Raw genomic sequence first — 25544 nt, forward strand, 5'->3', positions numbered from 1 at the left:
CAGAAAAAAAAGGACATGAAAAAGCAGAAATCAGTATTATCAAAATTGAGTGCAGAAGATGAGGCACTTTTCTCCCAGTTACCAACAGATTTTTTCAAGGGTTTCAAGACCATGCAAGACATAAATGGTTTTATGGATAAGCTATTTAAGCGGGGAGTAGAAAAGATGTTAGAAAGTGAGTTGAGCGAACATCTTGGCTACGACAAGCACTCAGTCAAAGGAAATGGCAGTGGGAACTCTCGTAATGGAAAAACCCGCAAGTTAGTAAAGAGCAGTAGTGGAGAAATAATTATAGAGGTTCCCCGCGATCGTCAGGGTGAGTTTAATCCCATCGTTTTGCCCAAGCGTCAAAAAGTAATAGACAAGATAGAAAGCGTTGTGATTTCTTTGTATGCACGAGGCATGTCGACTCGTGACATAGAAGCTCAGATAAAAGACATTTATGGTGTCACTATCAGTTCTTCGTCCATATCCAATATCACAGATCAGGTAATGAGCGATGTAGAAGCCTGGCAAACCCGTCCATTGGATGATACTTATCTGATTGTTTGGTTAGATGGTATTCGTATCAAAGTTCGTTCAGGAGGTAAGATAATAAGTAAAAGCGTTTATCTGATTATCGGTTTAAATACCAATGGACATAGAGAAGTTATTAGTATGTGGATCAATGAAACTGAATCGGCTTCATTTTGGATGAACGTGTTGGATGATTTGAAGAAACGAGGGGTGAAAGATATTTTAATTGCCTGTTCAGATAATCTGAAAGGGCTAACCCAGGCTATTCAGGCTGTGTTTCCGGAAACAGTAACACAATTATGTATTGTTCATCAGATAAGAAACACGATGAACTATATTGGGACAAAGGAAAAACGGAGTTTTATGCATGATCTTCAACAAGTGTATCAGGCCCGAAACTTAGATGCTGCTGGGGAAGCTTTTGCTGAATTGGAAACTAAATGGGGAGAGAAATATCCTTATGCCATTAAATCCTGGATTGCAAATTGGGAAAATCTGACAGCCTATTTTACCTATCCAGCCGAGATACGAAAGATTATCTATACCACTAATGTGATTGAAAATCTAAATCGAAGCATACGCAAATACACCAAAAATAAATTGATGTTTCCTGATGATCAGGCAATGAAAAAAGCAGTGTATCTGGCGATCCAACAAGCCTCAATATCTTGGAGTGCAAAAGTTTCCAACTGGCCATTGATTGCCAATCAGTTTATGATTTTATATCCTGATAGAGCAAATATTAGTGACACTAGTTTAAGAATAAAATAAAAACGGAAGTTTTTTCTTTTCAAACCCCTCAAAAATTTTGAGAGGGGATTCGAAAAGAAAAAATAATAATAAATGAGATAAGAATGCGTTTACACAAATTTTTGGACACTACCTGCCACAAAGTTTTTTAGTGGGAGTGCGCTTACAGTTGCACTTCCACTAAAATATGTAGCTCAAATTTACATGTACGCTGTTTTTCTGCTACCTTACTTTTGTTTCTGACGGAACAAGTGTAGATTTATAAAGCTTCGGAGAAGAAGCGACAATATAACCTACATGAAGCAAACGCTTCAAAACAATCGATATGCAAAAAAATAAATGGCATTCACGGGATGACTTAAAGCCACCCAAATGAGTTGGATGCAGTATCAAATCACTCTAATCACACATTTTCAAATGAACCAAACTACCAATATGATTCGGGGCTATGGTTAATGCTTCGGATAAAAATCGGCGTGCGTTTTCTTTATCTCCCAAGCCAAGATATCCCAATCCTAAAAGATAGAGACAATGTACCCTGTTTCGTTTTTGCAAATCATCTTCCCAAATCAATAAATCAGGCAAAGAAACAGCAAAATAATCGATCTTAACGCCGTCAAAAATATGCTTTTCCCCGTAGTCTTTCAGCTTATTGAAGCGACTATAGGCCTCATCAACACTATTTAAGCGAAGAAGAGCAAGTCCCTGGTAAAATATTTTATCGGGTTGTTGGTCATTATAAAACATGGCAGCCGATGGTTCAGATAAGCCGGTAGAAGCTTTTTCCCAAAACAAAACAGCATTCCCTGAATCTCCCATTTTCTCATAGACACAGCCTTTCCAATAATTTATATCATTCTCTTGTGTCCCATAGAGTTTTCCCTCTCCCAGATTATAAGGATAGGAGTCGGTTGCGATGAGATGATCAAGAGCGAGATCATAGCTATCTTCTCCCATAGCTTCTTTCGCAAGTTCAATATGAGCGTAGAGATATTGCCCGACAACTTTTCCTTCTCCACCTTCCCATGGATGAAAATGGCGGTTCATGAGCAAATCTAAGGCTTTTTTGAATTTACCGGTCATATTATAAAGCGTAACTCTTTCAAGATATAAATCATCTCGTAGATCAACTATCGATGGATATTTTTCAAGGAAGGCAAGCCTTTCTGCAAATGACTTTCCAATCTTTTTATATAACTGATCAAGTTCCATCAATATCCGGGCGTCGGATCTACTTAACGAAAAAGCTTTTTCAAGTTCGGCTACTGCAGCTTGCGGCTTATCTTTTTTATTGTAATATGCCAACGAAAGGTTACGATGCACAATCGGAAATGAATCCTTAAGCCTTACAGAAGCTTCCCAACATTTTACGGCTTCATCATATTGCCTGGCAGCATACCAAAAGTTACCCAGGTAATATGGAGCTTTTGCATCTGATGAATTCAATCCGGATGCACACTGAAGGGCCAGTACTTCCTCTAAACGGTTTGGAAAGCAGTAATCGGAAGACATCATGCTTCCCTGAACGAAATAATGAATTGCTTCTTCTTCCTTTCCTGCCTGATAAGTATACCATCCCAGGAAATAATATACCATTGGATAGACATTCCCCGTTAAAGGAATCGTCATTTCGATCAATTGACTGGCTTCATGAAATAATCCCATATGGGCATAATCAAGCGAAAATTCGATATAATGATGCACATCATTACGCATCCGCTTTTTCATTTCAGAAAGTATCGACGGATTATCAGTCAAAAGGTATTTCTCATATAAAACACCAAAATTAAAGCCATCGAGAGCAAGCGATTCTTCGATAAGCCGTAGTGCATCATCCTTCCTTCCAAGTTTTCGCAGCATCACCGTTTTAAGATGACGGGCTTTATGATTATGCCAATTATGACTTAATGAATCGGAAATCAAATCATAAGCTTCATTCCACTCCTGTTTCATGGATGCCAGTTGTGCTAAATTGAAATAGCCGGCATCCTGCCAGGCTGCATTCCATATTGATTTATAGAATGCTTCATAAGCCTCTTCATAACGATATTGAAACTTCAGGCAAATTCCAAGATTGAAAAACGGTTCGCCGTCATAGGGATTAGGATTAAATTTTGTCAGTGTTTTGATAGCACGCCGAAAATAAGCTTCTGCCTCTTTAAAGCATCCTTTGCGGAGAAGCCATAATCCCATGGCATTATTTGCCCGTACATCTTCCGGCACTCTACGGAGAGCTTCAAGGTAATAATCGGCAGGATTGTAAGTTGCATGACGGTATTGTTCCAAATGTAACCCCGTCAGATAAAGCTCTTCAATTGTATTAATTTCGTGGGGTTCTTTGGCTGCTTTTGCAGCATCAGGTATCGGGCGTATTTCTTCTTTTGCAGGATGATATGAGACAAGGAGCCGTCCTTGGTTTGAGCTCAGCGTAAAATCTAAATCTTCAATTTTAAGGTCTGGCGGGACGGGTATTGTTTTGTTATAAGACATTTCAGGCGAAAAATCAACTATATCTTCAAAGATTGTATCCCCCTGATAGAGCAACAGAACTTTGGCCTCTGGATAATTACCTGTAGTATAGAGTTTAACAGCAATATCTTCATTTGTTATCTCAAGATTTACCATGGCTTCCTTTGTTGCATTCTTCACAACACCTAAATCCCGGTAAGGCATAAAATATTGATTAAAGCGTTTCTCTTCGTAGGGCATAAGCCACGAAAAATCTGGCTGATTGTCGGTATATACTCCACACATTAATTCAATATAAGGGCCATCTTCATCAGTGAGATTTCTATCCCATGCTTGTCCAAAATCACCATTTCCCCATGTCCACTGCTTTTTGCCCGGTGAAATATAATGATTGGCTACATGCAACAACCCACCTTTTGTGTCATTTTCGTATCCCCCGACAAAATTGTATTTGGAGTTAATCGCCATATAAGAAGTCGGAACAGGGATATTTTTGTAACGTGAAATATCAACTCCGGCAGAATAGTCAACTTTATAGTAGGTTCCGGTAGCAATAGGAAAATGGGAAACATCTCTTTTACCATGATCAAAAACAGCATTGACATCAGGTGGGAAAACAGACTGGTAGTGATCATTGACCTTTACTGCCGGATTAGCCCACCATAGAAATGTTTGGGGTTGTGCCGTCCGGTTATATAATCTGACTTTAATCTCCATATATGCTGTATCAGGATATAAGGTAAAACCTGCCATTCCCTTTGTACGAAACATACGTTCTACCTCGCTACACCATACAGTTTTACTTCCATCCGGATTTTCTTCAATTGAAAAATCTACGGGTTGATATGTGCTTGGACGGTGATGTTGTGGCCAGTTAAATTCAATTCCTCCTGAAATCCAGGGGCCGGTAAGACCAACTAATGCCGGTTTAATGACATGATTATAATAGACAAAATGACGTTGTTTTATTTTGTCGTAGGCCATTTGTACACGACCACCAAGCTCCGGAAGAATCATGATTTTAAGGTATTTGTTTTCCAGAAACACGGCATTCCATTCTTTATCCACTCTTTCATCTGAAATTTTCTCAATAACCGGATAGGGATAAACGCTTCCGCTACTCCCTTGGTAAACTCTTTTTTCAAGAAAGATGGGATTTTTTTCTGGCTCTCCTATCTCGTATGTCGGTATGGTGACTATTTCATTCCAAACATTGACTTCCATAATGTATTAATTTATATTCTCAACTTTCGCAAGCTCTATATGATGCCTAATGATACGGTTTCTCTTTGGTGCATAGGGAACGACCTTGTCCGGTGAACAAAAAAACAAGTGAGGCGGCGGTTAAAAATTGTCCTGTTTGAGCGACGAAGGAGTGAGTTTGGACGATTTGAGCCGACGAACGCCGGTTTTTTGAGCGAAGCGGGCACAGTCTTGAATTTTTTGCCTACTTTTTGTTTCAAGACAAAAAGCAGGTCGGGGTTTAAGGGGCAGAAGCCCCTTGCAAGATAACTTGTTATATGTTCTTGATAATTAATCATGTCATTTTAAAAAATTGTCCGTTGATAGGTGTTGTATAGACCACAATCAATCACTTCATTTAATTAAAGAGGGCTTTTAGTTTTTCTATCCGGATAGCAGTTTTAGGATGAAAAGAATTTCCTGCCATGTATCTTTCGAGACTGTACAGTAACTGTTGTGCCTCTGGCCGTTTTTTGGCATCCGTAAGTAAATCAATGCCCGAAACCATAATACTGCCTTTACCCACTTTAGCCTCAAATAGCAATCCCAAGGGGCGATTTGTAAACCAATCATCTATTACACGGACAATGGGTTGGAGTTTAGGCGAAAAGTCAGATAAAAGAATGGCATTCGAATGTGTCATGGCATCCCACCACTCCCAATCACTATAATATTCCGTAGGAAAATCAGCTAACGCAGGATTTCTGGGATTACATAAAATTCCAAGGGTTGTTGGGGCTTGTCCGTGTGTCCATGCGGTATTCCAAAAAATACTCGAAAATCCTATTGCAATATCACCTCCCTTATCGGGCTTAACACTTCCTTTTTTTATGGTTAATAGCACCTTGCCTCCTTTATTTAAAATATCGATTGCTTTGTTATTTAATTGTTGAGTGATGTAAATTGATGAATGGATTGTAGGTAATACCGCTGGATATACCCAAATATGCCAATGATTTGTAAAATGAGCGACAGAAACGGAAAGAGTCAGTTCACATGCTTTGATGATAGAAGAAAGTGGTTTATCTATTGTCCCCAGAGGAATACCATTCCCAATAGGGATGGTCGTTTTAGGCAAACTACCGGAGAAAAGAATTTTTCCCGATTTATCTGTTATTTTCCATTGTGGAATAACGTTTTTCATGACATGCTCTCCATAGTTCGCAATCTCAACCGGAGCAACCAGTGTGTCTGTTGAACGATAAATCATTTTAGATAGTCGTACTAATGGCACAGTCGAATTACAAAACTGTTTAAATGCATTGGGGGTTATGTATCCTTTCTCTCTCCAAAAGGAGTTCAATACCCCTACAAGTGCAGTGCCTTGTCCGGGAAAATCCTGTAATCCCAACAGTTGGAATCCTCCAAATCCTTTCGTTCGTAAAGCAGCCTCAATATCTGCTTTGTAACACAGCACCTGCAATTTGCCTGATGCCAATAAAAAGCTATCGGCTAACTGTGCCATGTGATGGGCTTTCAGGGATGCCTGAAATATTTCAAAATTTTTCGCTTTCAAAATACCTGTATATTGTTTAATTTCTTTGAAATCGGGATATACACACCACTGTCCCACTTCATGACTTACAACAGGCATCTTGATTCCGGCAATCTTATCCTCCCAGTCATAATTACTTCGAGGAGGTTGAGCATTAATAATACTCTTTAGTTCTTGCCCCCAAGCCTGTATGCGAGGAGCAGGTGTACTGTAAAAATCTGCATCGCTTACATAAGGCCATCCTGCTCCTGAACTATAAAGCCTACGAGGATCCCTGCTTTTCCAATAACGCACAAAATCAGTTAACCAGTTGACCATGTTTTTCCCTGCCGGTTCATTGCCGTATAATAAGAAACAAAAAGAGGGATGATTGCCATACGCCTTTACCATTCGCCTGCTTTCAGCATAAATCCAGTGATCAAGAGGGAGTCCATCACCTATTGTAGCTCCTTGATTAGCCCAGGAAGAACATTCAATTTGCAAATAGCATCCGGCATGATCAGCAGCTTCAAAGGCTGCTTCGGGAGGACACCAGGAATGGAATCGGAAATGATTTAATCCAAATGATTTTGCAATACGAAAAATCCGACTCCATGAGGCTGTATCCGTCGGTGGATATCCTGTTTTGGGAAACACAGCACATTCTAATGTTCCCCGTAAAAAGGTAGGCCTGCCATTAATGATAAATTGTGTCCCTTTTGTTTTCAACTCCCGCATTCCAAAAGTGATTATTTTTCTATCAATATGATTATTAGTCACAAGCGAAATATTCATTTGGTATAGATTTGGATGAAATTCGTCCCAAAGTAATGGCTTGTTCATCGGATAATCCAACTCGATTACAGTATCTTGTCCACTACATGAATATTCCTTATTGACATTGGGTTGTCTGTATAATTCTTGTTGTAGTCCCTGGGTTTTTATGCTTAAACGGGTATTTACTTTTTCTCCGGAATGATTTGCAATGATAACCTTAACATGTACTGTTTTGTTTTGAATATTAGGATAGACTTGCACATCCGAGATATAGGTAGTTGGATGAACCTGTAAATCAATTTTACCTACGATGCCATTCCAATTTCCCTGAGTGTGGTCTGAAATGCTATGCGAATTTTGCCCCACATTAATTTGTTTCACCCTATTGTCAATACGAATGGTAAGCAGATGTTGACCAGGGGTTGCGTAATTGCTTAAATCATAAATATCGGGGGTGCCTAAACTATTTTTCATCCCAATATAATGATCATCAACCCAGACTCTGCTTTCCCAATGGCAACGTTCTAAAAATAATTTGATAGTTTGATGATTCCATGCCTTAGGGATAATAATTGTTTTTTGATACCAGGCCACTCCTTTATAGTATTTGACAGGTTGTAACCAGAAAGGGATTTTTATGTTTCCTGCCTTTCTATAAGGGGCATACGCTGGTTTTGTAAACCAACTGCTATCTACAATCTGTCCTGTCCATGGAGTATGGATGGTAATATTGTCTCCTTTATTATTAGTGGTCATAGAACCTGGCAACAGAATCGTATCTGCAAGTATATGATTAAACCAATGGCCCTGAATGCCTTTATCCATAGGATCTGTGGCAAATCTCCATACGCCTGCCAGATTAATATTTTCTTGTCCATATATCCGGTTAACCTGGACAACAAACAACAATAACAACGCGATAAATGACAGCTTTCCTATGTATTTATACCTTATTTTCAAGAATTTCATACGATTATTTTTTATCTTTTACATTAAGGATGTATGGAGTTCACCAAAACATTAACTCGAAAGGGTTTGTTTTTAAAGGTCTCGTTGAACTCGTAAACTCGTTTCATTCCCTTGAGCATGAGTTATTTTATGGCTCGTTTCATGATATGTTTTTTTATTTGTTCTTTGATTCAGTTATCTCTTTTTCAATAGATTCTAGCGTTTTCCCCTTTGTTTCCGGTAATTTCAGCAGAATAAAAAAGAACCCAAACAAACATATCAGGGCATAAATCCAAAAAGTTGGAGCCGCTCCCAGTGATTTGTTCAGAAGAGGGAATGTGTACGTGAGAATAAAACAGGCGATCCACAAGGCAAACGTAGCTAATGCCATTGCTGCACCACGTATACGGTTGGGAAATATTTCGGACAAGATAACCCATACGATCGGTGCAAGCGACATTGCATAAATGGCAATAGCGATAACTACAAATGTCAAAACAGCAATTCCTTTCAGATGGAACCAGAAGGCACCTCCCAATAAAATATAAGTAAGAGCCAGTCCTATAGAACCTAAAAGCATTAGTTTCTTTCTTCCTAATTTATCTACTGTAAACATGGCTAAAAGCGTAAAAACCAGATTAACGCTTCCGGTGATGACAATATTGAAAAGTGTATCACTGACGCCATAACCTGCAGCACTAAATATCTCTTCGGCATAATTGAAAACCGTATTTATTCCACACCATTGTTGAAAAACAGCCAGGAAAACACCAAGCAACAATACAAACCTGTATCCCGGATGCAGGAGCGCTTTGAAATCTACTTTTTCGTTTATATCGTTAAATGTCGATCGAATATTTACAATTTCCTTCCGGGCATACTCTTCTCCTCCTATTTTACTAAGCGTTGGAAATGCTTTATCACTTTTACCAGCTTTTAAAAGCCAACGGGGGCTTTCAGGAACTGTAAAGGTGAGAAGGAAAAAGATAATGGCGGGTATTGAACAAGCAAAAAACATCCAGCGCCATCCCATCTGGCCATTCCATGAATGTTGGATAAACACACTGCTTGCTCCTGCCGGAACCTTATCTGCTATTAAAAAGTTGATTACTTGTGCCGCCAGAATACCTATTACAAGAGTCATTTGATTAAGCGCCACAAAACGACCCCGCATTCGGGCGGGTGCCACCTCGGCAATATACATAGGAGAAATCGCGGAGGCAATGCCAATTCCCACACCTCCTATAATACGAAAAATAACAAATGTTGTATAACTAAACGCTGAGCCTGTCCCTATCGATGCTATCGTAAACAGGAACGCTGAAAGGGTTAACGGCCATTTCCGTCCGAATCGTTCGCTTATAACACCGGAAAAAACAGCACCTATAATACACCCTATTAACGCACAACTCATAGCCCATGCCTGTAGCCCAGCCGACGAAGTAATTTCAAAGAAACTTTCGTAAAATGGTTTTGCTCCTCCTATCACAACCCAATCGTATCCGAAAAGAAGTCCTCCCATAGCTGAAACCAAAGAGATCCCCAGAATGTAAGCATTATTGAATTTCTGCATAGATTATAATGTGTGTTTTATGATGCAAAGTAACCCTTTGTTTTTACGTTCTCCAATAGACTATTTGCTTATTTACATGGATTATTTTACGATCATATATACTCCACAAAACTTTTGTTATTATTTTTGTTCCACTAAACTTTGGAAGGAGATGGCAAAGCTTAAAAATGGATTCTTAGGTGAAAGAGCGATCATATTACCGCCTACGATCATAGAAGAATTGAAAAAAGATACCTTAGGCTCTTTATTATATATTACCGATATTGGGTATTATCCTAAAGCAAATTACCATTTCAGGAAAAGAACGCAGGATGAAGCTAATCAATTTGTCCTCATTTATTGTATTGCCGGATCCGGATGGTTTGAAATTGAAGGTATAAAACAAAAAGTTAATCCTGAGCATTTCTTTATTTTACCCAAGGGTAAAGCGCATTCATATGGATGCAACACAAAAGATCCATGGACTATTTATTGGTTACATTTCGACGGCGAAAAAGCAGGATTCTTCTCAGAGGGGCTGGATACACCAATTCATATAGCCATTCAAAAAGATTCGAGAATTGAAGAGAGGCTACACTTATTTGAGGAGATTTTTACTACCCTAAAGAATGGATATAGTAAAAATAACCTCGACTACAGCACAGCTATTCTTTTCCATTTCTTAGGTTCATTAAAATTTCTGGGCGCTTATCGTGATAATTTTCTTGCTAATCAGAACCAAACGGATATGATTACGGAGACTATCCATTTTATGCGTGAACATTTATATCAGAAAATATCATTAAAAGAGATAGCGGATTATGTTGGCCTCTCAGTTTCACATTTTGCCTCTGTCTTTCAGAAAAAAACAGGATACGCCCCGTTAAATTACTTTTCTCAGTTGAAAATACAGCAAGCATGTCAATTTTTGGATTTTAGTGATATGAAAATTAGCCAGATATCCATGACAATCGGTTTTAGTGATCCATTATATTTTAGTCGTGTGTTTAGCAAAACCATGGGAATTTCACCTACAGAATACCGCAATAAGAAAAAAGGATGACTACTGTCACTTTGCAGTTAATCTAATAAGTAGAAATTATCCACAAACTCTCTATTTGTCTGTAATAATGGCTTCCCCGAATCATCATTTCGCAATGCCATCATAAAAAAAGCGCCGGAAGAAACCTCCGGCACTTTCCAAAACAGCGCTATCACACTGTAACGCTACCCAAATACTGGCTGGTGGATACCTGCAAAGGATTATCCTCCGCCTGAAAGAACAGGTACATCAGCAAATGATCACCCGTCTCGTTATACGGAAGGGGTAAAGAACCCTCTCCGTTACTCCGTGTGGTCATGCCAAAAGAATAGCTGACCTCCTGTTTGTCAACATTGTAAACCAGCAACACAGCACGATCAGTAGGACTGCCTGTCCCGGTTGAACTGTTATCTTCCCAATGGAAATTAATAACACCCGTTCCCATCTCCGCACTGGCAACACTGACTCGATTCAAACCACCATCACTCACAACAACTGCTCCGTAATTAAGGACAACATCAGGAGCTGTTCCCGTGACGGCCTTTTCAAGCGCCTGTTTACATGCATAGTTGTAAGGCGACATACCTTCACCGGCAGCATTCTTAAGCCCTATCTGCAACACCGTATTAACAGGCTGGAAGAATTGGGTCACCAGAGTGAATTTTGTCCGTTGATTTACTTGTGATTCTGTATTCGACGTGCGTCTGATTTTCGTCTTTGCACGAATCACGTCATTACCATTTTTGGACACTGTTCCAACGACGGTACCTACGGTACCAGAGAATCCGCTAAGGATTCCAAGATTTAATTTTCCCATTATTTTTCATTTTATGGGTAAATAATTCAATTATGTGCAATCTGATTGTTGAAAATGTCGTTGATCGCCGGCATCTCCTCCAACCGTTCTTTAATGAATCTTCTTTCATAACCGATCAATTATAAAATGAGTTTTCATTAAACCTGTAGCGCCCTACGGAAAGACTGGATGCAACCTCTTTGCCAAACGTTGACAATGTCCGTAAAATACCCTGTTGTCCGCAGGGGAAATCATGATTTTCCTTTTCATGCTGCTATTGTCCGTATTGTCCGCTACCGTCCGCCAAATAAAAATGGCAGCCCGACATCCCGGACTGCCATTCACTTTATAACAGATTCGACTTCATCATTTCCAGTCGCCATCAAATTGCCTCATGACGCTTGATTTTTGATGCTCTTTACAAAAACCATAAGTTCTCTTTCCCCATCTCCGGCATATCGAGGTATTTAAAATGAGGCACTATCTGTGCCAGCATCTCGGGATAACGTAGTGTCACCGGCATCCACTGCCGTGACACTGATTTCCAGTACAACTGACTAAAACGGCACACCTGCACCATCAACTCTTCGGCTTCCGTCTTCCCTACAGGAATGGCTGTATTCATTCCGGGTTCATATTTCTGCAGCGTCAGCTTCAGCGGGAAAGGATATCCTTCGCGTTCGTTGATGGCCTCTTCTCCCGTTTGTTGCTGGTTATTAAACAGAAGGTACTGATACGGAGAAATAGGTATATATAACCCCGATAGCGGCATCTTATGCTGCCTCGAATGATCAAACCCCACGATGTCGTTGGCAAAACCTTTATTGACAGACACCACAACTACCGGCACCGACAGTCCCAGCTCAGACAATGCCTTCTCTATAGGTTGCAGTTCCCTACGGCTAAGTCTCTTATAAAAATGAATAACCAGCCTTTCAGGCTTGCCTGCATTGAGGCAATACTCTCTCAGGGTCAGGGCAATTAAGCCGGCCAACTCTTTGACCTGTTTATCCTTCAGGCAATCAAATCCCACAAACCGCCCTTCGTTTGTAAAAGTAAAAGCGCTTCCCAAATAATTACGGTCCAAATCACGGCTCCGGTAAGCGCTGATCCCTACGACCAGTTCTTTGGCAGGTTGTTGTTCGAAACACCAGGGTGTATATCCCAATTTGGCGCTGATAGCCACCAGTATATTGGGTAGGCTGTACTGGAAATTACCTGTCATTATCGCTTTTTTTGCATCTCCCTCGTTGGAAACCGGACGATCGGGTGACCAGTGTTTCTCCACCTCAATGGTTTGTGAAACAATATTGTACGAGAGCAACAATTCCTTCACCCGATAGTATATATTCTTGTGGGTCAAATCCGTAGTCCACTTGCTATGGGGCGAGAGATAAATAGCAACATAGTTTTTGGCATCCGTATCAAGCGCTCTCCTCTTAAGCATAGCCTCTATCTCACCGATTGGATTGTTTCTGTCACGAAACACAATGCTCAGTCTCGATTCGGTGTTGTATTTTATTTTCAAATAACGGGGAAGGCCTCCCCTGAAGTCAGGTTGCTGTCCCCTCAGGTAATCATTGATGGTATAAGCCAAAGGAATATCATCGATGTGCATGATAAAGAAAAACACCGTTTCCCGATCAATCAGCTCTACCGGTCCATATTGTTTGAATCCATATTTGGGTTCCGCATGCACTCCCTCACCAAACCGAAGCTGAAGCATGGAGGTAAGATCCAGCTTGCCAGTTTCCGTTTTACACCATGTTTCCTCCGGTTGCATAATCGCGTGCAGACCACCGGTCAGGTAGTGTTGCCTGAACTTTTCGGTTTCACTGCTGTATTTCAGGTACCGGTTACTCTTGTCAGGCGCCGGACGATTGATTTTCAGGTAGTGCAGCAACTCAAAGTTCATGCAGGGATAAACCGATTCCAAATGTCTTTTAGCCTGCACAGGTAGCTGGTCATAATGGTAAATCGCCTGTTGATACAATACCTTACGGATAACGCTTTCGGGTACCTCCGAAAACAGGGGATCAGTCACAGGGCAGGTATGTACCGAATGTACATCTCCCATAGCTACCAATAACTGAGGTTGCCCGTCGGAATGTGAAACCTGAACGCGTAGCGTGAACACCCTGTACCCCTCACAACCGGGATAGGCAGAGTAGTCTTTGATCCACACATCGGTATCAGACACAAAATTATGGGTAGCTGGAATTCCCATTTCACGGAAATGGTGCACCAGACGGTAGGTATAATACCGTTTCATGAAAGAGAATGACCATGGAATTTCCCGTTCGCTACAAAGATCCTGGTTAAAACACCGCGTAACAGCCACCTGATCCTTCTGTTGCCTGGTAAGGGTAGCATAGAGCCTACCATCGTTTTTTATCATGGTATTCAGTTCTTTGCAGTCATATTCCGAAAAAGAGATACTATCAGGCTGTTCTTCTTTGGTCAGGTAAACGGTCAGACGGGGTTGGGCATGCTTAAAATTCAGCACATTCAGGGTCAGGTAATTCATAGCTATTTAAATGGAATTTAAAACGGGTTTAAGGTCGCTTCCCCTGATTTGTTTTCTCTTGCAGGAAATGCGAAAACGATGCTTTCTCAATACGCCAGACATTCTGCATTCTCATCCCCGCAATCGTTCCTTTTTCCAGCATTCTTCTGACGGTTCTTTCGTCCATCCGTAGAATCTGTGCTGCCTCTTTCACCGTCATATAATCGGGGATTGCCACATTATTCTGCTTTTTTTCAGCCACAGCAGGCTGCATCATTTTTTTCTTTTTCTTCTTGCTGTCAGGGTCTTCCGGCGTCGTTCCGGCTTGTCTCGTCAGAAAAATCGGGACAGGAGGTAACTCCTGCAACCAGCCGGTATAGATCATCGTTTCATTCAGCGGATAATTTACCTCTCCGGCAAGCCTCGCCTGCACCTCCAGGTAGGCTTTACAGACGCACACCTTCAGCAACTGAAAAACATAACAGTTGGCCAGATCGTCAGGCGTATCCTCCGGTGAAGGATTTGTCAAACGTGAAAGTGTCAGTTGGTGCAACCGGATAAACTCGCCGAGCCGTTGTAAACAGGTGGACAGATGTTTATCAAGTATCATATCCCTAAGATACGCCCTGATCGAACTATTCTGTTCCTCTTGCAAGCAGATTATCAGCTCATTACAATAGACATAGGTCTCCCCCACCAACAATCGGGAATAATACTCAGTCTTCGGATGAGACCACCGGATAAAAGTGAGACGGTATAACCCTTTATCCGGTTCCGAGACTGTCACCTGCTCCTGAAGTCGCTGCAGATAATTCTGTCCGGCATGATTCTCCCTGTGCAAGGGATTGAGCCGGCCCTGCATCAGTTCATCGAAAAGCGGGAAACGATAATCAATATGCATAGCATGTGCTTTTCTGTACTTTTTTACAAAACTACAAAAAAGATTTCATACTTTTTATATTAGAAAAGAAAAGTTTCCGACATATTGAATCATACATATTTCAGACTTTACCGTACCGTCGGATGTGTAGTTACGAGTGTTCGGAAGATTAGTATATTGCTGTGATAAGTGTTCTTTGATATATATTTCTTTGATTGATCCTTATTGCAATCTTTTTTTTAACGGATTTAACGGAATACCAGCGATGGATCACCACCACAAAAACGAACAATCAAGGCCATCATCAATTCATCCAGCTCAATTCCAAAGCGTCTTTTGGCTGTTTTATAACCGATATTATTCAATCGTTTGTAAATCAACAGCAACATGGATAGGATTAAAGTCATATAAAGAATAATCTTTATTCCGTTTTCATGGGTTGACACAAAGTGGCTAAAGTTCAACTCTTGTTTTACAAAGCGGAAGAAAACCTTAATATCCCAACGTTTCCGATACAAAACAGTTATATTTTCTGCTTTTTCTCCTTTATTGCAACTGAAATTACTAATTTTGAATACTTAATAATCTTTCGAACACCCGTAATTTGTAATCCGACGGTACAGTTTGAAAAGATCTTTAATGGATCTCAACCATACTTACTCCATTACTTTTCCTGACAACCTGAATCTGAACCGGAATGCGCTCCTTTAAACTATCGACATGTGATATAATTCCAATCATTTTACCTTGTATTTTTAAGGTTTCGAGAGTTGAAATTACCGTTTCAAGCGTGTTACTGTCCAACGTCCCGAATCCTTCGTCAATAAACAACGAACCAATACTGACATTGTAGCTTGCCAGGTCGGATAACCCGAGTGCTAAAGCAAGGCTAATCAGAAACTTTTCACCGCCGCTTGAAGTGTCTACCAAGCGCATTTCATCTGCCTGATAATGATCTACTAATTTAAAGTTCAGCTCTTCACCCGCTTTGTATTGCGGATTTAGCTGTAGAGAATAACGCCTGTTCAGTTTATACAAATGCAGGTTGGCTAAGTCAATCAGATTTTTGAGCGTAAGGCGCTGCACATAGGTATTAAATGCATCCTGCGAACCACCAAGTATCGTCATCAGGTCAGTCCATTTACGGCAAACCAGCTCCTGTTGGGCTATTTCTTTTACCACCTGAGCATTACGACTCCTGATCTCATTGTCTTTCCTGAAACTTTCGGAAATTTCACCTTTTCTTTTTTGGAGTTTTTCTTTTTGTTCATTGATTTCTGCCTGTTTATCGAGCGCAATTACCAATGTCTCTTCTGGTTTTATTTCTTTTTCGAGAGAATCCAGTTCAGCAGCTACATTTTTCGCAAGGGTTGAAATGGTTATCTTTCTATCATCTATTGATTTACGAATTTTCAGATATTCCATTTTCAAATCATCGGCAAGCAATGCTTCTTCCACTGCTTCCCGATTGGCAAACCTGCTTTGATTCATTTTTTCATTGAGAACTGTCAATAAATTATTCAGTTGCGCTCCGTTTTCCGATCGTTCCCTGTTGATACTGTTTTTTTCAGTAGCAAGCTTCGTTCTATACTCATTTAAACGATTCAGTTGTGTGGAAGCCTCTTCCTTTGCTTGTCTGGCCATGTTCATCGCAGTTTGCAATTCTGTCCGTTTCTGATCGGTACTCATTCCCGGTGGCAGGATAGCATTACGGGCCTCTTTTATCGAAGTCAGTTCTTTTTTCAAATTCTCAGTTCTTTCTTCTATCGTGCTGATTTCATCCGATTTAGTCACTACTTGCTCGTTCAGATGTTTAATTTCAAGATTGCATTGCTTCTCATTATTTTCAGTTTCGGTTTGCTTTTTCCTATTATCGTTGTAAGCTTTTACACTCTTTTCAAGCTGCTGAATAAAATCTGTTGTATTTTCCGGCTCGGGCAATGGCAGATTACAATCGGCAAACTGACTAATCAATTCTCTTTCCAACGCTGAATTCGTTCGTTTCGATGATTCACATTCCCTTTCAGCCTCAGCAATTGATTTCTCAATGCCCGAATTCGTTGTCGTGAGCTGTGTCAATTGAAGTTCAAATGCTTTTATGTTTCCGTCAATCACTTTCAGCTCCATCTGTTTTTCATCTTTAAGTTTTTGTTGCCTCTGTGATGCTGAAATCTTTCCGGCAAGAATTGCTATTTCGCTTTCTGTTCCCTTTAATGCCGCTTCTATCGACGGTTTATCTTCAATTTTATATTCCAAAGTAACACCCGAAAACTTTCTATTCAATTCATTCAGATCTGCTTCGTTTTTAACGATTTGCACCAATAGCTGCTGCAACGCTGTAACGATACGGGCTTGTTGCAACTCAGCCGTATTTTTATTGTCTTTGAGCTTTTCCAAGGCTTCCCTGCGCTCGTCCAATCTTTTTTTGCTGTCGGAAATGGTTATTTCAGCATAATGGTCGATCAATGGATGCGTCGACGAACCACATAAAGGGCATGGTTCTCCCGATTTTAGTCTTTTCCGTTCCGCTTCGAGGCTCACAATATATTGATCCTTTTCATACAACTCTTCAGCATCTTTCTCCGATTGCATGGCCATTGCCATGTCAGCATCAAGTTGTTGTATTTTCGCTGCAAGTTTTCCCTGATTTTGTTCTAAATCCGTTTTTTGATTCGCAAACGAATGGTTATCAACCACAAGTCGGCTATAGTTTTCCGACCATTGGATCAAATCGCGCAGCTGTTCCTTTTTACCGGTAAGCGTGTTGTTCTGATTTACCAATTTATCAATGCCATCTGCATCCAATGACTCCTGTAAAGTTTTAATCTCACCGGTAAGTGTTTCATGGCTCACTTTTTCTTTATAATACGCTTTTTTGATGGTTTCAATCGAGGCTTCATTGCCTGCCAAATCTACCCTGGCCTTAGCAATGGCTTTAATCCAATCCGCTATTCTTTCCCAATTCCCCTTGCGTTGTGTGAGCTGGGTATTCCAGTTGCTCAGTTGTTTTTCGATGGCCGGTATGTTTTTGGTTTGTTCAAAATATTGATCCAGCGCTCGGAGAATGGTTCCATACGATTTCAATTTCTTCTCCTTCTCTTCGACAGATTGCATGAATCCGCTTTTGGCTTCCAATAATGCGGCTTTAGCGTTCTCATTGTCAGCTAAATTCACTTTATAAGCATGAATAGTAGTATCCAACGCAATTACTTTTTCCAGATTTGGCTGCCAGTCAGAGCTCGTTTTCTCAGCTTCAAGTATTTTCGCTTTGCAGTCTGCTTCTGTTTCTGTGGCTGCCTGTAGTTTTACTTCAACAGTATTTATTTCTGAATCAATTTCTTGTACACGATGATCCTTTTTTTCAATATCCTGTTCAAGCCGCCTGATTTCTGACAACACAGCCTTAAATGGCTCAGCGGCTTCATGTTTTTCCAGCTGTTGAAAAATGATTGTATTTTGCTCTATATCAAGCTCAAGTTGTACTTTATCAGCTTCCGTATTTTGTTTTTGTTGTTTCAACTTCTCTATTTGCTCGAATAACCTGATTAGGTCTGCAATCTTTTTTAAATCCGTATCAAAGGCCTGCAAACGATCATTCAATTGTTCTTCTTCTTGTTTTAACCCATCTATTGTGTCGTCGCTGAGCAAATCATCCGTGTTTATTTTACTTTTGATTTGTTCCAATTGTTTTTTCTCTTCAAAAATCCGGTCTTTCAACGTTTCTCCAATCTTCCTGTAGATTTCGTCACCGGCAATTTGTTGCAACAATAAACCTTTTTCAGCATTTTTGGCCGATAGAAAAGCGGCAAACTCACCTTGCGCCAGCATAACGGAACGCAAGAACTGATCATAATTTAATTGCGTGATTGTTACTATCTGTTCATCACAGGCCGTTTTTGTTTCTGCCACAATCGCTCCTGAAGTTAAATTCTTTAACCGCACAGTTTCTACCGGCTTGTTAAGTTTTCTTCCATTGTTACTTGCCAACCGGATATCCCATTGCGCTTCATAGCGTTGATTTTGTGCCTCGAAGGTAACCCGGGCCATAGCCGTATAGCTGCCATAACTGACCACATCTTCCAACCCTCCTTTACTTCCGGCTTTTTCAAATCGCGGGACACGACGGTAAAGCGCTATTGTAATGGCATCAAGCAAAGTGGTCTTGCCGGCTCCGGTAGGTCCGGTGATGGCAAACAACCCTACATCTGCAAAACAGGGATGTTCAAAATCAATGACGACAGGCGTATCACATTTAAGTGAGTTGATATTTTGGAGTTCTATTTTCAGTATTTTCATAGTCTTCAATCATTGTCAGTTACGATTTGCAGAATCTCATTAAATGCATCGAGCATCTCGGGCTTTTCTTCCAAATCAACACGCATCTCCTCGCATTTCAACCTGAAAACATCCAGTGGTGTAAAGGTTTTTATATGTTGCGCATGATCCACTAAGCTTTTAAGTTTTTCATAGTTACGCTCATCGTTTACCGTGATTTTCAACACCTCAGGTTGAATGTCCGTAGCAAAGTCGTTTATTTCTTTATAACCTGTTGTGGCTTCATTGCCGTTGCTTAATATCACTTCCACCCAGGGTGTCAACGCATTATTTTCTTTGTCAAGCATCAGCAATTGTGTCTTACAACTTTCCACCGAACCTTCTATCCGTACTATTTTGCGAAATGCCGGTACCGGTATTTCTTTGATTTGTATTACTTCTCCCGTTTCTACTTCCACTACTTTTTTAACCTGATCGACCTCACTGAAGCTCAGCACATAAGGAGAGCCGGAATAACGGATATGGGGAATATCCCCCACCGGTTGTGCCCGATGTAAATGGCCAAGCGCCACATAATCAAAAGCGGCAGGAAAATCAGATGCACCTATATCTCCCAGATTACCCACATAGATACTTTGTTCACTTTCTGATGTCTTGCCTCCAATAGCAAATAAGTGTCCCATCGCTATTACCGGTTCATTGTCTGTTTTCACAGACTCACAGGATGCAGCCACTTCGGCAAAATGACGGATAAGGGCTGTTTTATACCGGTTATTCATTTCTTCTGCCGATTCGGCAGCAATAGCCCGACGGATATCCTGGTCGCGCAAATAAGGAATAGCAGCCACAATGACTGCTTCGCCATCAACCGATATCCTAAACACCTCATCAGTAGGATTATCCGTAGTCTTCCCAACTACTCTGACTGAAAAGGCATTCAATAATTCCTTAGGAGCATTCAGTGTGCTGGGCGCATCGTGGTTACCACCTGTGATAATCACTTCGCGGCAAGTGCTATTGTAAAGCCGCAGCAGAAAATCATAATAAAGTTTTTGGGCCTGAGCCGATGGTACGCCCACATCGAATATGTCACCCGAAACCAAAACGATATCAATATGATTTGCCACAACATAATCAGTCAACCAGTCAAGGAATAACGTTTGTTCCTCTTGCTGTGATTGCTCAAGAAACCGATGTCCCAAATGCCAATCGGAAGTATGTAGTATTTTCATAGGTCTTTCTTTTTTAACACCAAGAGTGGATGAAACGCTCACGCCAACACTATTTTTCTCTTGAATATAAATAATTTATGCGTTCTTCTCATTTACCGTTTTTCTTTCGCCTCTCCATTTTTTCTTATGCCTATCATTGGTAATCGGTTGAATGAAACTGCCAATATCTTCGTTCGGGAGCCGGAGTTCATTTTCCAAAGCCATGCCAAAGCTTTCAATCAGAGCTTCATTCCTTTCGAAGTCTTTCTGTAGCAAAACACTACTGGCTGTTTCCCAAAATTCACCTTCTTCATTCCACGGCACAAACTCTCTTTTGTTCAAACAGTTGAATTTGTGATTTCATATGATAATAATTTGTTTAAAAAGGCGTATGGAACTCGCTAAAATAATTATCTCCTTATTTTTCAGACATATAGTTACCTCATATAAATCGTGCCGCAGCTTTATGGTTGGCTGCTGCGGTGACTGAGTGGAATCGAAGTCATACCCCTCCAGCACTGCTTCACCCATCTGCACATGCAGGCGCCGGAGTTCGGCGATACCAGCTACGGCATCTTCCATCCTGCATGCACCTTCGGTTTTACTCAGGCAATTTCAGCGATTCCACAATTCATTCCGGATTGCTTTTCTATGTTTTTATGCTGCAATCCTAACAGGTTTTGAAAACCTGATAGGGTTACAGCATATTATTTATTACATTTTCAAGCCATCTTTGATACAAAATCCATCCTCCCCCATCGCTGATTGTCAAATATAACACTTTCGAGCACATCCTATCTTGTTTTTACAACTGAAAGAACAACTCTTTTTATAAGTTCTGCAACTTCCTCAGCATCATACAGCCAGAGTGACTCATACCTCCTGTTTCAGGTATCGGTATTTTACTGGATATATTACTGAAAAGCATAATCTTTCAATAGTGCTTTCTATATATTGAAGTGTAAAACACTTTTCACACCACAAACTCATTCAACTCATCTTTCAGCATTCGCCAGCCATTTTCAAAAACAGCAGATAGGTAAGTTGTTCCAGGTAATCGCCATAACCCACCCCTACATCGCGTAATGGATTACAGAATGACCAGACTTTGGATACTATGGAGGAAGTTGTCATAAGCTTTCTTTTTAATCACCAGACTAAAGTCCGGCGTTACAATAATTAGTTGAATCGTCCCTATGGGACTTGGTTTTAGTATTTTCAAATAAGTGATTCGAAGATATAACTTTCATCGTAAGGAATTTCGAACTTTTGTAATAATCCTTCATATTCTTCTTTAAATGAACTTTTATGATGATGCTCTTCTTGATTCTCAATATAATGATACACCTTATCGATGTGTGAATGTGAGTACGAAAACGCGCCATAACCTTCCTGCCACTCGAAGCGATGTGGAGTTAACAGGTGGTCGTTGATATATTTCGACGATTTTCCTTTTGCCACTTGCATAACCTCCGAAATAGGCACCGATGGTTTTAGCCCGAAAAAGCAATGTATATGATCTTCGACGCCATTTACAATAATGGTTTGACAGCCTGTTTCGTTGATCAGCTGCCCAATCACGCCCAGCAATTTGCTTCGCCATGATTTATCGATTACTGCATCTCTGTATTTCACAGCAAATACTGCCTGTATATACACCTGATGATATGTGTTTGCCATATTCTCTTTTTCCACGGACTAAAGTCCGGTAGTTATAAAATGAATCGTCCCTACGGGACTTTTTTATAGTTTTTTTCTTCCTATCACTACGGACTGAAGTCCGAAGTTACCATATCTTTTCGTCCCTACGGGACTTGCCAAATACTCAAAACCAAATGCCGTTAGGCATGTTGCATCTTGTAGTGCCGTTAGGCACGGTTTATTTTGTAACGTCGTGGCTTTAAGCCCGGCGATAACAACCATGCAACCTCCGCATGAGTGCCGTAGGCACGATACATATTACACTACGAAACCAACCTTCGCCAAACGCAATGGATTAAAATCCAATGCCATACATCGTCTCTACGGGACTTAACCTGTGCTGTGTATCTGCCTTGTAATGCCGTAGGCATGTTTTTATTTTGTAACGTCGTGGCTTTAGCCCGGCGATAACAACCATACAACCTCCGCATGAGTGCCGTAGGCACGATACATATTACACTACGAAACCAACCTTCGCCAAACGCAATGGATTAAAATCCAATGCCATACATCGTCTCTACGGGACTTAACCTGTGCTGTGTATCTGCCTTGTAATGCCGTAGGCATGTTTTTATTTTGTAACGTCGTGGCTTGAGCCCGACGATAACAACCATGCAACCTCCGTATGAGTGCCGTAGGCACGATACATATTACACTACGAAACCACCCCTTCAAACGCAATGAATTAAAATCCAATTCCATACATCGTCCCTACGGGACTTGCCTGTGCTGTGTATCTGCCTTGTAATGCCGTAGGCATGTTTTTATTTTGTAACGTCGTGGCTTTAGCCCGGCGGTAACAACCATACAACCTCCGCATGAGTGCCGTAGGCACGATACATATTACACTACGAAACCACCCTCTCAAACGCAATGAATTAAAATCCAATGCCATACATCATCTCTACGGGACTTAACCTGTGCTGTGTATCTGCCTTGTAATGCCGTAGGCATGTTTTTATTTTGTAACGTCGTGGCTTTAGCCCGGCGATAACAACCATGCAACCTCCGCATGAGTGCCGTAGGCACGATACATATTACACTACGAAACCACCCCCTCAAACGCAATGAATTAAAATCCAATGCCATACATCGTCTCTACGGGACTTAACCTGTGCTGTGTATCTGCCTTGTAATGCCGTAGGCATGTTTTTATTTTGTAACGTCGTGGCTTTAGCCCGGCGATAACAACCATGCAACCTCCGCATGAGTGCCGTAGGCACGATACATATTACACTACGAAACCAACCTTCGCCAAACGCAATGGATTAAAATCCAATGCCATACATCGTCTCTACGGGACTTAACCTGTGCTGTGTATCTGCCTTGTAATGCCGTAGGCATGTTTTTATTTTGTAACGTCGTGGCTTTAGCCCGGCGAAAAAGCCTCTACATACCCACCAGAGTGCCGTAGGCACGAGGCATATCTAACACACCAACCTCCCTTCAAACGCCTTTTCCTTTCTCCATATGCAATGGGTTACAATCCCTATTTCTATTAAGCCTCCCTATCTCCTTAGCCATTACACGCATCCCAGTATTTTGGCACAGCCTGCATATTTCACGGCCTCACCGGAGCCATCCACCCCGATATTGCCAAACTCCACCCCGATGCTCAGCACAAGGGTGTCATCGGCTGTTAACACAGGTGATACCAAAGGCAGGTCAACTGTTAGCGTCTGTTCTGCAAGGGAGCGCTTCACATGATTCCATTCGCTACTCACTTCTCTCCGGTAGCCAAGTAGCAAATCATGGGCATAATCATACACATTAAGGTTTTCAGGCACCAACATGTCGGTGGCCACTCCCAGCGTCACCATCCAGCGCATCAACGGGAGCTTGTTTGGTGCCACCAGATGCTTGGCAGGATCAAAGGCAGGAATGGTAACCACTGCGCTTACATTCGCGCGGTCAATAGTCCATTGCGGAAGCACGCGGATCACCCGTTCAAAAGGATTTGTCCTGTTGAAATCAAAATTTGCCAGCATGTCATGATGCCGGCTGATCAACACACTTCTCCGTCCATGCTCATGTTCCGTATCAAGTTGCTGAATCTTTTTGCACAAAGCATTCAGCGCCGACGTCACATTGTAATCCGCAACGCGCAACAGCGGCTCAACACTTCGCCGGATAGCGCTCGCGGTCTTTGTACAGCCGGTCCACTCTATTCCGTTTTGCCGCAACGCTTTACAACTCTCCCTTGTCTTGATGGTATATTTACTCGGTCCGCCTTTGGTACGGATTATCACCTCTTCGCTTCCACGCCGGGTGTACATGGAAACGCCCTTCATGTTACCTGTGATTTGCATCAGTCCTTTTACACGCGCCATAATCGATATAATTAAAATTGTCTTGTTTGATTCCTGCTGTTACCTATGCTTAAGGCCATCTCAAAGTCACCTCAAATATAGTAAAAACTCATCACAAATATAGATATAATTTATATAAAGCAGATATATTACTCCTTTTTAAAAAGAAGCTATATATATACTACATATATGCTATATATATACTATATATATGCTATAAATAGATTTGAGCAGGCTTTGAGGTGGCTTTGAGGTGGCTTTAAGGAGGCCTAAAGATCAGAAGGAAGCCCTTATGGTGTAATGCCTGAACAACTACCAGTCACGCGCAACAGGATGGTTTCGCATAAGCATGTTTTCTCAATATGTATGGTAAAAATTCGACATAAATCATCGTAACATCCTTCCCTTCTCCCGGTCCTGATTTCCGGTATTCTCACCATCTTCAGATATGCCGTCCAAAGAATATTTTCAATTTATTTGGGAAAAGGTACTTTTATTTTGTAACTTGCAACGCCAAAATGGGAAAAATTCCTTTAGGCAGGCCAGTTGCGGCACTACCGGCTGAAGTGGCAAACAAGTCAAATCATTATATTTCAATCATAAACAAAAAAGATTATGTTACAAACTGGAGATCACATTCCTGACCTCACGGTGCAGGATCACAACGGGAATCCGTTTCAAACAAGTAGCCTGAAAGGCAAAAAAACCATTCTCTATTTTTATCCCAAGGACAACACCTCGGGATGCACCGCAGAAGCCTGCAACCTGAACGAGAATCTTTCGGCCTGGGCAGATAAAGGATATCAGATTGTCGGTGTCAGCCCCGACAGCCCCACCTCGCATCAGAAATTCATGGCTAAATACCAGTTGAATTTCACGTTACTGGCCGACACAGAGAAAACACTGGCTACAGCATTCGGTACCTGGGGCGAAAAAAGCCTGTATGGAAAAAAATATATGGGTATACTGCGTACCACTTTTGTGCTCGACGAGCAGGGCGTCATCACCCATGTAATCGAAAAAGTGAATACCAAAGAACATTCGCAGCAACTGGAAGTTGCATTGCAATGAAAATGGAAAGCAGTATCATGCTTTC

At 41.1% G+C, this 25544-nt stretch carries 18 protein-coding genes; 4 read left to right on the forward strand and 14 right to left on the reverse strand.

The window, feature by feature from the left end:
- Window positions 1-15: 15 nt before the first annotated feature.
- Window positions 16-1287 (forward strand): IS256 family transposase, encoded by a 1272-nt coding sequence (locus FHX64_RS07430; RefSeq protein WP_246392280.1) that lies wholly within the window; start codon window positions 16-18, stop codon window positions 1285-1287.
- Window positions 1288-1665: 378 nt separating this feature from the next.
- Here FHX64_RS07430 and FHX64_RS07435 read toward each other — a convergent pair whose 3' ends face one another.
- The 3 genes from FHX64_RS07435 to FHX64_RS07445 form a co-directional block, all read right to left on the reverse strand.
- Window positions 1666-4959 carry a DUF5107 domain-containing protein gene (locus FHX64_RS07435; protein ID WP_183413136.1) on the reverse strand — a complete coding sequence of 1098 codons (3294 nt, stop codon included), beginning with the start codon at window positions 4957-4959 and terminating at the stop codon, window positions 1666-1668.
- Between the two features lie 376 nt (window positions 4960-5335).
- A complete protein-coding gene (locus tag FHX64_RS07440) occupies window positions 5336-8197 on the reverse strand; it encodes a sugar-binding domain-containing protein (protein ID WP_183413137.1) in 2862 nt (953 codons plus the stop codon).
- A 154-nt stretch (window positions 8198-8351) separates the two neighbouring features.
- Window positions 8352-9749, reverse strand: coding sequence for a sugar porter family MFS transporter (locus FHX64_RS07445; protein WP_183413138.1), 1398 nt, complete (start codon window positions 9747-9749; stop codon window positions 8352-8354).
- A 151-nt stretch (window positions 9750-9900) separates the two neighbouring features.
- Between FHX64_RS07445 and FHX64_RS07450 the strand changes: the two genes are divergently transcribed.
- Window positions 9901-10791 carry an AraC family transcriptional regulator gene (locus FHX64_RS07450; RefSeq protein WP_183413139.1) on the forward strand — a complete coding sequence of 297 codons (891 nt, stop codon included), beginning with the start codon at window positions 9901-9903 and terminating at the stop codon, window positions 10789-10791.
- 151 nt (window positions 10792-10942) lie between these two features.
- Here the strand turns inward: FHX64_RS07450 and FHX64_RS07455 are convergent, their stop codons facing one another.
- Complete coding sequence (locus tag FHX64_RS07455; protein ID WP_183413140.1) at window positions 10943-11587, reverse strand: DUF6266 family protein; 645 nt, start codon at window positions 11585-11587, stop codon at window positions 10943-10945.
- 195 nt (window positions 11588-11782) lie between these two features.
- Between FHX64_RS07455 and FHX64_RS07460 the strand changes: the two genes are divergently transcribed.
- Complete coding sequence (locus tag FHX64_RS07460) at window positions 11783-11971, forward strand: hypothetical protein (RefSeq protein WP_183413141.1); 189 nt, start codon at window positions 11783-11785, stop codon at window positions 11969-11971.
- A 13-nt stretch (window positions 11972-11984) separates the two neighbouring features.
- Here FHX64_RS07460 and FHX64_RS07465 read toward each other — a convergent pair whose 3' ends face one another.
- The 10 genes from FHX64_RS07465 to FHX64_RS07510 all read right to left on the reverse strand — a co-directional run bounded on the left by FHX64_RS07465 (window position 11985) and on the right by FHX64_RS07510 (window position 24226).
- A complete protein-coding gene (locus FHX64_RS07465; protein ID WP_183413142.1) occupies window positions 11985-14093 on the reverse strand; it encodes an argonaute/piwi family protein in 2109 nt (702 codons plus the stop codon).
- A gap of 28 nt (window positions 14094-14121) precedes the next feature.
- A complete protein-coding gene (locus tag FHX64_RS07470; protein WP_183413143.1) occupies window positions 14122-14973 on the reverse strand; it encodes a helix-turn-helix domain-containing protein in 852 nt (283 codons plus the stop codon).
- Between the two features lie 227 nt (window positions 14974-15200).
- Complete coding sequence (locus FHX64_RS07475; protein ID WP_183413144.1) at window positions 15201-15359, reverse strand: hypothetical protein; 159 nt, start codon at window positions 15357-15359, stop codon at window positions 15201-15203.
- Between the two features lie 229 nt (window positions 15360-15588).
- A complete protein-coding gene (locus tag FHX64_RS07480; protein ID WP_183413145.1) occupies window positions 15589-19248 on the reverse strand; it encodes an AAA family ATPase in 3660 nt (1219 codons plus the stop codon).
- Between the two features lie 5 nt (window positions 19249-19253).
- On the reverse strand, window positions 19254-20459 hold the full coding sequence (locus FHX64_RS07485; RefSeq protein WP_183413146.1) for an exonuclease SbcCD subunit D C-terminal domain-containing protein: 1206 nt from the start codon (window positions 20457-20459) through the stop codon (window positions 19254-19256).
- 75 nt (window positions 20460-20534) lie between these two features.
- A complete protein-coding gene (locus FHX64_RS07490; RefSeq protein ID WP_183413147.1) occupies window positions 20535-20780 on the reverse strand; it encodes a hypothetical protein in 246 nt (81 codons plus the stop codon).
- Window positions 20781-21440: 660 nt separating this feature from the next.
- Window positions 21441-21572 carry a type I restriction-modification system subunit M N-terminal domain-containing protein gene (locus FHX64_RS14250; RefSeq protein WP_246392344.1) on the reverse strand — a complete coding sequence of 44 codons (132 nt, stop codon included), beginning with the start codon at window positions 21570-21572 and terminating at the stop codon, window positions 21441-21443.
- Between the two features lie 84 nt (window positions 21573-21656).
- Window positions 21657-22118, reverse strand: coding sequence for an IS200/IS605 family transposase (tnpA, locus tag FHX64_RS07500; protein ID WP_183413559.1), 462 nt, complete (start codon window positions 22116-22118; stop codon window positions 21657-21659).
- A 706-nt stretch (window positions 22119-22824) separates the two neighbouring features.
- Window positions 22825-23034, reverse strand: a complete 210-nt coding sequence (locus tag FHX64_RS07505; protein ID WP_183413149.1) for a hypothetical protein — start codon at window positions 23032-23034, stop codon at window positions 22825-22827.
- Between the two features lie 628 nt (window positions 23035-23662).
- A complete protein-coding gene (locus FHX64_RS07510; protein WP_183413150.1) occupies window positions 23663-24226 on the reverse strand; it encodes a hypothetical protein in 564 nt (187 codons plus the stop codon).
- A gap of 837 nt (window positions 24227-25063) precedes the next feature.
- Between FHX64_RS07510 and bcp the strand changes: the two genes are divergently transcribed.
- Window positions 25064-25519: a thioredoxin-dependent thiol peroxidase gene (bcp, locus tag FHX64_RS07515; RefSeq protein ID WP_183413151.1), complete on the forward strand. Its 456-nt coding sequence runs from the start codon at window positions 25064-25066 to the stop codon at window positions 25517-25519.
- Window positions 25520-25544: the final 25 nt, after the last annotated feature.

Origin of the sequence: Microbacter margulisiae (assembly GCF_014192515.1) — a bacterium.
Classification (GTDB): domain Bacteria; phylum Bacteroidota; class Bacteroidia; order Bacteroidales; family Paludibacteraceae; genus Microbacter; species Microbacter margulisiae.